At 66.3% G+C, this 12,446-nt stretch carries 9 protein-coding genes and 2 pseudogenes; 7 read left to right on the top strand and 4 right to left on the bottom strand.

The window, feature by feature from the left end; translation table 11 throughout:
- Nucleotides 1–199: 199 nt before the first annotated feature.
- From JK363_RS43835 to JK363_RS44210, 3 genes and pseudogenes are all read left to right on the top strand, one after another.
- Nucleotides 200–379: pseudogene (locus tag JK363_RS43835) on the top strand (FAD-dependent oxidoreductase); the annotation flags it as partial.
- Nucleotides 303–755: pseudogene (locus JK363_RS44215) on the top strand (FAD-dependent monooxygenase); the annotation flags it as partial. The pseudogenes JK363_RS43835 and JK363_RS44215, both read left to right, overlap by 77 nt.
- A 7-nt stretch (nt 756–762) precedes the next feature.
- Nucleotides 763–1,563, top strand: a complete 801-nt coding sequence (locus JK363_RS44210; protein WP_307821752.1) for an FAD-dependent monooxygenase — start codon at nt 763–765, stop codon at nt 1,561–1,563.
- On the opposite strand, the gene JK363_RS17335 is transcribed toward JK363_RS44210, so the two are convergent.
- From JK363_RS17335 to JK363_RS17325, 3 genes are all read right to left on the bottom strand, one after another.
- Entirely contained in the window at nt 1,506–3,506 is a 2,001-nt protein-coding gene (locus JK363_RS17335; RefSeq protein WP_201875812.1) for a SpoIIE family protein phosphatase, read from the bottom strand. The two genes, JK363_RS44210 and JK363_RS17335, sit on opposite strands and share 58 nt — an antisense overlap.
- A gap of 244 nt (nt 3,507–3,750) precedes the next feature.
- The gene (locus JK363_RS17330) at nt 3,751–5,400 is read right to left on the bottom strand and encodes an AMP-binding protein (RefSeq protein WP_236075867.1); all 1,650 of its coding nucleotides are present in this window, start codon (nt 5,398–5,400) and stop codon (nt 3,751–3,753) included.
- Complete coding sequence (locus JK363_RS17325; RefSeq protein WP_201875811.1) at nt 5,397–6,281, bottom strand: amidohydrolase family protein; 885 nt, start codon at nt 6,279–6,281, stop codon at nt 5,397–5,399. The genes JK363_RS17330 and JK363_RS17325 overlap by 4 nt, the downstream gene beginning before the upstream one ends.
- Before the next feature lie 327 nt (nt 6,282–6,608).
- Here JK363_RS17325 and JK363_RS17320 point away from each other — a divergent pair, with 327 nt between their 5' ends.
- The 4 genes from JK363_RS17320 (at nt 6,609) to JK363_RS17305 (ending at nt 10,406) form a co-directional block, all read left to right on the top strand.
- Nucleotides 6,609–8,180, top strand: a complete 1,572-nt coding sequence (locus JK363_RS17320; RefSeq protein WP_201875810.1) for a sensor histidine kinase — start codon at nt 6,609–6,611, stop codon at nt 8,178–8,180.
- A 40-nt stretch (nt 8,181–8,220) separates the two neighbouring features.
- A complete protein-coding gene (locus tag JK363_RS17315; RefSeq protein ID WP_201875809.1) occupies nt 8,221–8,889 on the top strand; it encodes a response regulator in 669 nt (222 codons plus the stop codon).
- Between the two features lie 147 nt (nt 8,890–9,036).
- Nucleotides 9,037–9,939 (top strand): SDR family NAD(P)-dependent oxidoreductase, encoded by a 903-nt coding sequence (locus JK363_RS17310; RefSeq protein WP_201875808.1) that lies wholly within the window; start codon nt 9,037–9,039, stop codon nt 9,937–9,939.
- Between the two features lie 2 nt (nt 9,940–9,941).
- Nucleotides 9,942–10,406 (top strand): MaoC family dehydratase, encoded by a 465-nt coding sequence (locus JK363_RS17305; protein WP_201875807.1) that lies wholly within the window; start codon nt 9,942–9,944, stop codon nt 10,404–10,406.
- Between the two features lie 56 nt (nt 10,407–10,462).
- Here JK363_RS17305 and JK363_RS17300 read toward each other — a convergent pair whose 3' ends face one another.
- The gene (locus JK363_RS17300; protein ID WP_201875806.1) at nt 10,463–11,860 is read right to left on the bottom strand and encodes an MFS transporter; all 1,398 of its coding nucleotides are present in this window, start codon (nt 11,858–11,860) and stop codon (nt 10,463–10,465) included.
- Between the last annotated feature and the right edge of the window lie 586 nt (nt 11,861–12,446).

Genomic DNA, 12,446 nt, shown 5'->3' with positions numbered 1-12,446 from the left:
TCGCGCGCCACTCATCAACGCCCATGAATGAGTGGACGATCCCTTTGGCGGTCCACCGAATCAGCAATCCAAGGTATGCGTCTGACCAGGCGTCAAACGTCCCCCTGTACCGGCGGAAGTTCGTACATCCCGGCCGGGGCGGACGCGATACGGCTGACGCACGTCGCCACCCGCGCCATGGGGCGACTGGTGAGACGCGATGAGGCACGACATACGCACCACGGCCCGGGCAGACGCCGACGTGGTCGTGGTGGGAGCCGGACCTGTCGGGCTATGGCTCGCCGCCGAACTGCGCCTGCGCGATGTTTCGGTGCTCGTCCTGGAGAAGGCCGCGGTGCGGGATTCCCGCTCACGCGCCGTGGGCATGCAGGCCGGTACGTTGGACACCTTCGCCACGCGTGGCGTCGCCGAGCGCTTCATCGAGCGCGGGACGCCGGTTCCACCCGTTCTCGCTGGCGCTCAATCAGTTCGACACCGAGCAACTGCTGGAAGAGCGCGCCACGTCGATGGGGGCCGAGGTGCCTCACGGGCAGGAGCTGGTCTCGCTGACACAGGACGACGAAGGCGTCGAACTCATCGTCCGTTCCGAAGGCCGGCACGTCACACTGCACACCAGCTGGGTGGTGGGATGCGACGGAACCCGTAGCGCGGTCCGCGGGGCCGCCGGTATCGGCTTTCCCGGCTCCGACACCACGTTGACCGGCTGGCTGGCCGATGTCGTCCTGGAGGATCGGCCCGAGGAGCCGTTCATGCTCGGGACGCGTGCTGCTCGCCGGAGACGCGGCCCACATGTTCTTCCCCGCCGGCGGTCAGGGGATGAACCTCGGCATCCAGGACGCCGCCAACCTCGGCTGGAAGCTCGCCGCGACGGTGCGCGGACGCGCCGCGGCCACCCTTCTCGACAGTTACGACACCGAACGGCGCCCGGCGGGGGCAGCGGTCGTGGCAAACACCCGCGCCCAAGCTGCACTGTTCTGCGCCGAGACACCGGAGGAGGTCGCCCTGCGCGACGCCTTCTCCGCGGCCTTGGCGCAGCCGGAGACCAACCTGTTGTGGGCCCGGCGCGTAGCCGGCTTCGGCGACCCGCCCTACGCCGTCGCTGCCGAAGCCGACGGCACCTCTGCTCACCCCATGGCAGGAACACGGCTTGCCGGACTCGCGCTGCGCTCCGACACGACTGCGGGAACCGCCCCTCACACGTTGCTGCACGACGGCAAGATGGTGCTGCTCGACCTCGACGGCAAACACACGCCGCAGACCGCATCCGCGGACTCCGACGACTTCGCGCACCATGCCGCTGCCGTCGACCGCGAGGTCGCTGCCGAGCCGTGGCGCGACATCACCAGCGTCCTGATCCGACCGGACGCGCGCATCGCCTGGGCCAGCACGGACCACGATCCACGACGCCGCGCCAAGGGCGTCGCGGTCACCGTGCGCGACATGGGAGTTCTCGTCCAGCGAGACGCCCGGCGCTCACCGAAAGTGGCTCTGCCGCGAGGTTCCCCTCACTGCTCTGAGGGTTTGCTGATCTCGACCCAAATGGTCTTTCCGCGAGGGCCGTAGCGGCAGCCCCAGCGATTGGTCAGTTGGGCGACGAGGAACAGGCCGCGGCCTCCTTCGTCGGTGGACCGGGCTCGGCGCAGCCGGGGCTGGGTGTTGCTGCCGTCGGACACTTCGCAGACCAGTATGCGGTCGCGGGTGAGGCGCAGTCGCACAGGATCGACGGCGTAGCGGACCGCGTTGGTGACCAGCTCGCTGACGATGAGTTCGGTGGTGAACGTCAGGTCCTCGAGCCCCCACGCATGGAGCTGCTTCGAGGTGACGTTGCGCGCCTGCGCGACGATCTCGGGGGCGCGCGGAAATTCCCAAGACCTCGTGTTCTCGCCGAGCACGGAATGGGTGCGAGCCAGCAACAGCGCCGCATCATTACGGGCAGTTGAGCCACACAGTTGTGTGAGCAGCCGGTCGCCCTCTTCCCGCAAGTTGCATCCTGATCGGCACGCTCGGGCGAGTGCGGACTTGAGCCGCTCCATGCCCAGGCTGATGTGCGGCTGCTCGACCAATCCGTCGGTGTACAGGGCGAGGATGCTGGCGGGCTCAATGTCGATCTCGGTCACGTCGAAGGGCATGCCGCCGACACCGAGTGGGGGGCCGGGGTCCAGCTCGATGAAGTCAGCTGTGCCGTTGGGGCTTACCAGCGCAGGGGGCGGGTGGCCGGCGCTCGCGATCGCGCAGCGGCGGGTTACGGGATCGTAGAGGGCGTACAGGCACGTCGCTCCGGTGCTGTCGGAACCGTTGTCGCTGCCCTCGGCGTCGGTGGCGAGCTCCTGGACCAGGTCGTCGAGCTGCATGAGGACCTCATCAGGTGGGAGGTCCAAGGAGGCAATGGTCCGAATGGCAGCGCGCAGTCTCCCCATTGTTGCCGCGGCGTGCAAGCCGTGCCCGACGACGTCTCCCACGACGAAGGCCACCCGCAGCGAGGACAGAGGGACGACATCGAACCAGTCACCGCCTACGCCGGCTGCGCTACTGGCAGGCCGGTAGATGCCGGCCGTCTGCGCGGCTGTGATGTGGGCGGAGGAAAGCGGAAGCAGACTGCGCTGCAGGGTGACGGCCGCGCGGTGCTCCCTGGTGAAGCGCCGGGCGTTGTCGACACTCAGTGCTGCCCGGGAGGCGATCTCGAGCAGGAGCTGGGAGTCTCCTTCGTCGAACGGGGAGTCGTTCTGCACTCGCCAGACCACCACACTCCCCAGAGCCAGCCCGCGGGCGAACAAAGGAGCCACCACTGACGAATGCCCACTGGGCGGGATCAGCTGCGTGATGAGTGGAGATCGCGCACCGTAGAGTTTCGCGAGCTCGCGAGGGTTGGTCACTACGGCGTTGCCGCGAAGCACGTTGAGAATACTCCGTTTGCCGGGGAGAGAAGGAAGCTGCTCTCCTGGCGAAATCATGCCACTGGGCCAAGGACCCAGGGCCCGCACCGCAGCGCACCGCAGGTGATGCCTGCCCACCCCGGCGGCCAATTCCGGGGGCTCGTCTCCGACGAGAACGGATTCGGCCAAGAACACTTGGGCGAGATCGCCGAGCGAGGGGACCAGCAGGTCTGCGAGGTCCTGGGTGGTTCGGTCGACATCGAGCGATGTGCCGATCTGGTCTGCCGCCCTGTGGAGCAGTTCCAGTCGGTGCCGCGAGCGGTGCTGCTCGGAGACGTCCCTGAGATCCACCACCAGCCCGATCGTTTGCCCGTCCTCGACCTCCAGCCGCGCGGCCGTGAGGGACAGCATGCACGGATTGCCCGAGGGCCCGATCGCAGAAACGAAGGGAATCTCCATGCCGGACAGCGCGGCATTCCCGTCGACGACCTGACGCAATCGGCGCTCCACCTCCGGGGCGTGCTGAGCGTTGAAGAACTCGTGGAACAGGCTGCCGACCGGAACACCGACGCCACCGAACATGGTTGGCCGGACGTTGGACTCCAGCACCCGCAAATCCGTGTCGGTGATCACCAGGCCCGCATCCTCCCGAGCCATGAATGCCCGACTGACCGCGAAGTGGTGTTGGAGCATCGCCCTGTCACCGACCGCATCCGCATGAGGCCTCATCGCGCTCCTCGGCCTACCACCACCCAATTGTCTCTATAGGCACATTACGTCGCAATCACTCGATCGCGGTCACACTATGCTTACTCTTGGTGATGGGCTGCAGGCTCTGTGTTCGAGTGCTGAATCATTCACGACTCTCGTACGGCGTTTATGCCTGTGCGCTGCGTTGGGCGCTGAGCACTGCCTTCTGCGCCCAGGAGACTTCGAGCTTGCCGGTCGGTGTGCGGGGCAGCTCATCCGTCAGCACGAGGAAGCGGGGCACCTTGTATCCGGCGAGCCTCCGCCGGACCCAGTCCTGCAGTTCCTCCTCGGATACCGCGGAGCTGCTTCGTGTAGCCACGACGGCCGAGACCCGCTGGCCCCAGGTCTCGTCGGGGACTCCCACCACTATGCAGTCGGTCACCGCGGGGTGGGCGAGCAGCGCAACCTCGACCTCCTGGGGGTGCACCTTCTCCCCTCCGGTGTTGATCACCCCCGAGCCGCGGCCGAGGAATCGGATCGCTCCGTCAGCCTGTACCTCGGCGAGATCGCCGGGGATGGCGTAGCGAGTGCCGTCGATGTGCCGGAACGTCGTTTGGCTCTTGGCGGTGTCCTTGTAGTAGCCCAGAGGCATCGGTCCGCTGTAGGCGAGGGCCCCGACTTCGCCGGTGCCGGGCCGTACTTCGGCATCCGCTTCGTTGAACACCTTTGTGGCAGGGGAGGGGAAGAAGCGGGCGGGGAGGTCCTTGGCGGAGGTGGTGATCGCAAAGGCGAAGGGCCCACCCTCACTGGAGGCGATCGCGTCGATGATCGTTACGTCCGCGCGGTCGTGCAGCTCACGCTTGAGTCCGTCGCTCAGCGCTGTCCCGGAGCTGATTATGGACCTCAGCGACCCGATGTCGTGGGGGGTCCCGGTCTGCTCGGCGCGTAGCAGTTCATCGACGAGTGGTTGGCAGACGGCGTTCCCGGCCACGATGATCGTGTCGACGGTACGTTCGGCCACCGTCTGCCACACATGCGCCGGATCGAGTCCACCCTGCCGTGCCAGCACTGCTCTGCCGCCGACCAGCAACGCGCCCATCGTGTTGAACAGCCCCGTGGCGTGCATCAGCGGGACGACGGGCATGGTGGTGGGAGCTGTGCCGTCCCGGTGGGCTGTCGAGGCGATCTCCACGGCTTCATCAAGGGTGGCCGGCAGGGTGTTCCGGCCGAGGGGGCGGTATATGGGTACGGCCAGGGAGTGCAGGAGATCGGCCTGCTGCCAGATCACTCCCTTCGGTTTCCCTGTGGTGCCGCCGGTGTACATGAACAGGCGGTCCGTTCCGGGGCGAGGGGCGGCCGGCCTGGGCGCGGTGAGAGCGAGGATGTCCTCCAGGGTCGGCGCCTGCGGCCCAGAGGGTCCGCCGGCGGGCAGGTCTCCGACGCGCACGAGCAGCCGGAGTGTGGAGACGTGCTCGGCGGCGTGTGCCACGTTTCCGGCGAGGGCTCCGCTGTAGACGAGCGCGGCGGCATCCGCGTCCTCGAGGAGGGAGGACAGTTCCTGCTCGGTGTAGCGGTAATTGGCGTTGACGGGGATGGCGCCGAGTTTCAGCGCGGCGAACACCGTTTCCAGGTAGGCGGCGCTGTTGTACAGATAGCAGGCGACGGTATGGCCGGGACCGACTCCGGCAGTCTCGAGGGCGGCTGCCAGACGTGCCGCGCGATCGTCGAACTCGGCATAGGTGTAGTCGCGGCCGGGTTCGGAGATCGCCACCGCGCCGGGCAGGGTCCGGGCCACCGCTTCCCACATGGTGCTGAAGGACATGTCCATGCCGATCATTCGCCCTTCTCCTGAGCGGAGCCGGACAGCCCGAACAACCGGGCGGCGTTCTCCTTGAGGATCAACGGTCGGACCTCATCCTTGATCGGCAGTTTCTCGAAATCCGCGAACCAGCGTTCTGGAGTAAGCGCCGGGAAATCGGAACCGAAAAGAACCTTTCTTTTGAGTAGCGAATTCGCCTGTGCGACGAGCTGCGGCGGAAAGTATTTGGGCGACCAGCCGGACAGATCGATGTACACCTGCGGCTTGTGCGCGGCGATGGAGAGTGCCTCGTCCTGCCACGGTACGGACGGGTGAGCGATGATGATCGGCATGTCGGGAAAGTCGACGGCGACGTCGTCGAGGTGCAACGGGTTGGAGTACTTCAGCCGGATCCCGCCGCCTGCCCGCTGACCTGCGCCGACGCCGGTCTGACCACTGTGGAAGAGCGCTGGCAACCCAGCCTCCTGAATGACATCGTAGAGCGGGTAAACCGTCGGGTCGTTCGGGAAGAAGCCCTGGTCACTCGGGTGGAACTTGAAGCCCCGCACACCGTGGTCCCGGATCAGGCGCTTGGCCATCCGGATGGCGGCGGCCCCGCGCCCGGGGTCGACGCTCGCGAACGGGATCAGCACATCGGCATGCGCTTCCGCCTGGTCGGCGATCTCCTCGTTGGAGACCCGGGGCGGCTTTCCCGTCCGGGTGATGCTGTCGACAGTGAAGACCACGGCGGCCATCGAGCGCTCGCGGTAGTAGGCGGCGAGCTCGGGTACGGTCAGCTCGGGAATCGTTCCGAACACCCCGGCCAAGAGATCTGATCCGGTAGCCGGCCGGTTCTTCTCCGTAACAGAGGCAAGGGCGTGCGTGTGCACGTCGATGGCGGTCAATCGCGTGATGTCCATGCGGCTCCTCACATCGGTGCGGCATATCGGGCGGCGTCTCCCGCAATTCCCTCTTCGGGCGGGCTGGGAGCGCTCCGTCGGCATGCCTTCAGGCTCGGAGACCCGGCCGAGCTCGTGGTGAAACGCTAGGGAAACGCACCATGGCGGAACACCGGTCAATGACCCCAGCCCTGTCGGCGACATGACTGACCTCGGTCAGGACAAATGACGTAGAGCGCAATTACCCCTGTTAAGAGGGGATGGCATTTTACGCTCACAGAGGTCATGCTGTGAGCCACTGGCCATTTTGCCGCCACTGGTCATGAACGTCGCTGAGGAGCTAGTGCCATGTCTGGTTCACTCTCCCACTCCTTGCTGCCTGCCGCTCAAGGGCAGCGCATTGGCTGGGCGGTGCCGGTAGCAGCTGTCCCGGAGGGGTTGGCCGTGGTGGACGGCGATGGGCTGTTCGTGCAGCTCAACGCGGCTGCTGCCGCTCTGTGCGGCCATGATGAGGCAGATTTGATCGGCAAAGGAGCGCCCTTCGCCCTGCCTGATGGCTCGGAAAGCTCGTCCTCCCTGTTCGATGCCGCGTCCGCGGAGCACGTGACGACATGGGAGCCGGGTCCGGGGATATGCCGGGAGTTCGCCTACCGCGCCCAGCGCCTCTCCACCGACCAGCCGCTGGCTGTGGTCGCATTCCGTGATGTGACGGACGAACGTCACCGGGGGCGCCGCATAGCCGCAATCGCCAGGTCCTCTGTAAAGCTGGCGTCCGAGGGGTCCCTGAGCGCGACGCTCGACGCCCTCGCCCACGAGGTTCTCCAGGCCGATGCTCTCGCGGGCGTCCAGATCTTCACAGCTGATGCCCCAGTGCGGGGGCTGCGCATCATGGGGTCCGCGGGCTTTCAACGGTGGCCGGACTTTTTCGAGCGCCTTATGCAGTGCCATGAACGAGGCGCCTCTCTTCGCATGCTCGACGCCTTTGAAACGGCTCAACCGGTCGTGGTCCCACATCGGTGGTCAGCCATTCAGGACGATCCCGCATGGCAGCCACTGCGCCCATATCTGGGTGAGCTGCGGTGGGACTGGTTCGTCAGCGTTCCGCTCATGGTGCGTGGACGGGTCGCGGGCATACTCAACGCATTCTGCGCGCCGGGGCAGGTGGTCGGACCGACGGCACTCGAATTCCTGGTCGCCATGGCAGACCAGGCTGCCGTGGCCGTGGATTATGCGGCTCTGCTGCAGAGGGAGCGCGAAGAAGCACGGAAGAGGGAGCGACAGCGCCTTGCGCGCGACCTGCATGACTCGATCGTTCAGCAGGTCTTCTCCATCGGCATGCAGGCCGAGGTGATGAGGGTGTTGGGCGAGCGGGGCTCTCCCGTGCCTGCCGAGGTCGCCCGCCGCGTCGCCGCCGAAGTCGGCAGTCTTTCCCAGACTGTTCTTGCCGATCTCCGGGCCATGGTGCACGAGCTGCGGCCCTTGGCTTCCTTGGATCTCAGACTGGAGGACGCAGTCCGCGCACTCGTGAAGAGCACGACGAACCGCACGGGACTGCATTTCAGCCTCAGCATGGGAAGGGGCCTCGACCAACTCGCGCCTGACGTGGTCGAGGACGTGTACCGGATCGTCGCGGAAGCGGTCCACAACGTGGTCAAACACGCAGAGGCTACGGGAGTCGTGATCCGGCTGGCGGTGCGGCGCCAGAGGCTGACCGCCAGTGTGTCCGACGACGGTCACGGACTCGATGCCGCCGGTGACAGCCAACCCCGTGAGCATCACGGATACGGGTTGACGACGATGAAGGAAAGGGCGGAACGATGGGGCGGAACGCTCACCATGACGTCACGGCCGACAGTCGGCACCACGGTACGGGTCGTGGTCCCGCTGCTGAACGAATCCGGGAGCACCAACGCGTCATGAGGATATCCCCGGCCCCGGTCTCACATCCTGCGGAGAGCTCATGAGCCCCGACACCCTGACTACGCGTACCCGGGTGCTGATCGTGGACGACCACGCTGTCGTTCGGCGGGGCATCCGCGCCTACCTCGAGGTCCTCGGCGACATCGAAGTGGTGGGTGAAGCCGTCAATGGTCAAGACGCCCTCGACAAGCTTGGTGCTGCCTCCGCTCACTGCGAACTGCCGGATGTCGTCCTGATCGACCTCGTCATGCCCAAGATGGACGGTGTGGCGGCCACGGCACACATCACCAGCCGCTACCCCGGAGTCCGGGTCGTCGTACTGACCAGCTTCGGAGAAATGGAGCGCGTGCATGCCGCCCTCGGCAAAGGCGCCTCGGGGTACCTCCTCAAGGACGCCGAGGCCAGTGAGGTCGTTGCTGCCGTCAGAGCGGCCGTCAACGGCGAGGTGTTTCTCGACCCCGTCGTGGCCCGGCAACTCGCCCAGGAGGTGGTTCTGCCTCCCACCGGGCTGAACTCTCTCACCAGCCGTGAGCGCGATGTACTCATCCTCGTCGCGGAGGGCCGATCCAACCAGGAGATCGCCGACGAACTAGTGATCAGCGAACGCACCGCGCGCACGCACGTGAGCAATGTGTTGCGCAAGCTTCAGCTGACCTCCCGGACCCAGGCCGCGCTTGTCGCGGTGCGCCAGGGACTCGTTCGCTCCTAGCACCGATCAGTGCAGGGGACACGACAAATGTCCTACGTCGCATACGACGGAAGCGAACACAGGTGCCGTCATCAGTAGATACCTCCTCCCACCAGCGGCCTCGTAGCGTCAGGAAGGATCCGCACAGCTCATCCGAGGAGGCACAACATGCTCGACGGCAGGGTTGCCGTAGTCACGGGTTCCGGTCGCGGTCTGGGCCGGGCGTACGCCCGAGCACTCGCTGCGGCAGGTGCCGCCGTGGTGGTCAACGATCTGGACGGCGATGCCGCCGAGGAGACAGCGCAGTCGATCACGGACGCCGGTGGCGCTGCCGTGACGCACATCGGCGCCGTGGGCGGCTCGGACGTCGCCGATGCGCTCGTGCAGCGGGCGGTCGAGGACTTCGGCCGACTCGATGTCATGGTCACCAACGCCGGCGCTCTCCGGGACAAGACGCTGCGCAACACCACTGACGAGGACTTCGACCTCGTGGTCAACAGTCACCTTCGGGGCACCTTTACCTGCGGGAGGGCAGCTGTGGCCCGCTTCCGCGAGCAGGGAGACGGAGGCCGACTGATCCTGGTGGGTTCCCCCGCCGGGCAGCGGGCGAGTTTCGGGCAGACCGCGTACTCGGCATCGAAGGGCGCCATCGTCGCCATGATGCGTACGTGGGCCGTTGAGACGGCCAAGCTGGGGGTGACCGTCAATGCGATCGTGCCCACGGCTCTGACCCGCATGGTCGCCACCATTCCGGGGCTTGGCGAACTGGTGGCGAAGGCCGAAGCCGGAGAGCCGGTCCCGGAGCCCGCGCGCCGACGCGGTCTCGGTACGACCGACGACGTCGCACCGGTGATTGTGTATCTGGCCTCGCAGGAATCGAGCCACGTGACCGGACAGGCCATCGCCGCCGGTGGCGACCGTATAGCGCTGTGGACGCATCCGACCGAAGTCGCCGAGCAGTTCCGCTCCGGGGGATGGACGACGAAGTCGGTCGGCGAGCTGTTCGCCGGTGCATATGCCGGTCGGCTTCAGGACTTCAAGCCCGCACCGCTCGAGATCGAGGGGGTGTGACCATGCCTGCCGCCATTGCTGTCAAGGGCGTTGAGGGTGTCCGTGACCTTCCCCTCGGCGAGGAGCTGGGGCACAGCGACTGGTACGAGGTCACCCAGGAGGCGGTGAACCAGTTCGCCGACGCCACCGGCGACCATCAGTGGATCCATGTGGATCCCGAGCGGGCCGCGGAGGGGCCCTTCGGTGGCCCCATTGCGCACGGGTACCTCACGCTGTCGCTCGTGCCCCGGTTGCTCCCCGAGATCATCGAGCTCTCCGGGTTCGGTATGGGTGTCAATTACGGGTGCCAGCGGGTTCGGTTCCCGTCCCCGGTACCCGTCGGCAGTCGCCTGCGCGCCGGCGCGGTCCTGGACGAGGTCGCCGAGATCAAGGGTGGTGTCCAGCTCACCATCACTATGACGTTCACCGTCGAGAACGAGCCGAAGCCTGCCTGCGTCGCGACGGTCCTGATCCGCCAGTACGTGTAGGAGAAACCCTGAGCCCGGCCTCCGGCTGATGCCGGAGGCCGGGCTCGGCCAGTGGATCAGGCAGTGCTGCTGTTGGTGACGGGGCCCCCGGCGGAAGGCTGGTCCGCGCCCGCTCCGCTCGGTACCGAGGCAGCGGGTGCGGGAGGGTTCTCCTCGGCGCGCAGTAGCCGGTGCTTTGCGGGCAGGATGGCCAGCATACTGATCACAGCAACTCCGGCTATGAGCAGCGAGACGGCGTGGGACGTGCCGAACTTGGCGAACCAGGCGGTGGCGAGGAGAGGAGTGACACCGCCACCGACGATGGAGCCCACCGTGTAGCAGATCGTGGCGCCGCTGTAGCGGAGTCGGATCGGGAACATCTCGGTGATCAGTGCCGGCTGCGGGCCGGCCATGATCGCGTTTGCGGCGGTGATCACCAAGAGGGCGACGACGATCAGCGGCACACTTCCCGTGTTGACGAGTGCGAACAAGGGAAATGCCCAGAGCACGGCCAGGACGGTGCCGGTGAGGAACGTGGCTTTGCGGCCGAAGATGTCGCCGGAAAGGCCGGCAGCAAGCATCATCAGGATCCAGGCCACGCTGACTCCCACGAGGATTGTCAGCATCGTCGTGGTCGGCAGCTTCAGTTGGGTCGTTCCGTACTGGACCATGTAAACCGACACCAGGTACCCCAAGGCCGGACCGGCAATCGAGGCGAGGCCGCCAACGAGCAGTTGCAGGGGAGTGTGGCGGAAGACCTCGACCACGGGCATGCGCGCGATCTCGCCCGCGTCCCTGACACGCTGGAATTCGGCGCTCTCCTCGATCGACAGGCGGATGACGAGTCCGACGATGATGAGCACGGCACTGGCCAAGAAGGCGATCCGCCACCCCCACGTCACGAAAGATTCGGGAGACATGGCGCTGGTGAGAATGAGAAACGCGAGCTGGGAGAGCAAGATGCCCGTTGGCAGTCCCAGCTGCGGGAAACAGCCGTAGAGCGAGCGTCGCTTGGGTGGTGCGTTTTCCACGGACATGAGGACCGCACCGGCCCACTCGCCGCCGACTCCGGCGCCCTGCGCGAGTCGGAAGACTATGAGCAGGATCGGCGCCCAGATGCCGATGGAGGCGTAGGTGGGCACCAGCCCGATGAGCGTGGTGGCCAGTCCCATGATGAGGAGGGAGACCACGAGCATCGATTTGCGGCCGACGCGGTCGCCGAAGTGGCCCATGATCACGCCGCCGAGAGGGCGGGCGACAAAGCCCACGGCGAAGGTGCCGAGTGAAGCCAGTGTGCCGCCGAATCCGGAGAGCCCGGGAAAGAACTGGGTGGGGAACACCAGCGTGGCGGCGATTCCGTAGATGAAGAAGTCGTACCACTCGATGGTGGTGCCGATGTAGCTGGCCAGGGCCACCCGGCCGGCCTTCCTCCGTATGGGGGGCGGGGGTTCTGTGGTGAGCTTGCGAGCGGTCATACGTCACTCCTCGTCGAGCGGGGACTACCCGGCCAGTACCGGCAGAGGGTGTGTGTCGGAAGGTCGACAGCGGTCGTGCGCGTGGTGGCCATGCCGCTTCTTACCCGGGGTCGGCATGTCCCGGGTCCTCGGCCTGATGGACGCGGTTCACTGATTCGGGCCTTGTTGGGCTTACTCACGCCCTACCGACTCAGTGGGGCAACGGTAGGGAAAGGCTGCGGAGCGGAACACCGTCCAATGACTGAGCTCTCTCGGCGGCATGACCGGTTTTAGGGCAGGTCAAATGACGCAGAGGAAATGCCCGCGCTATGGAGGGCCGGCTCGGGTGCTGTGGCGCTGCCTGTATGTTGATTACCCAGTTTCGCTGCGCAGCAGTGGGGGAGCCGATCGTACGCCGACGAGCCAACAGCGGGCGGCGCGGCCCGCGGTGAGAGCTCGTGCGACACATGACGTACGCAGGCCGCGACTCATCGCAGACCGAAGTGCCGTCATCCGCGAGTTATCGCGCCTTTCCCAGATCACTAATGTCATTTTCGTTGCCGCAGATGACGGTGTGTCGCCATTGCGGCCGCCTGATTGCTGGGAG

It is taken from the genome of Streptomyces coffeae (assembly GCF_016741875.1).
Lineage (GTDB): Bacteria > Actinomycetota > Actinomycetes > Streptomycetales > Streptomycetaceae > Streptomyces > Streptomyces coffeae.
Note: the sequence above shows the minus strand (reverse complement) of the source record. Positions and strands in the feature narration are given on the sequence as shown.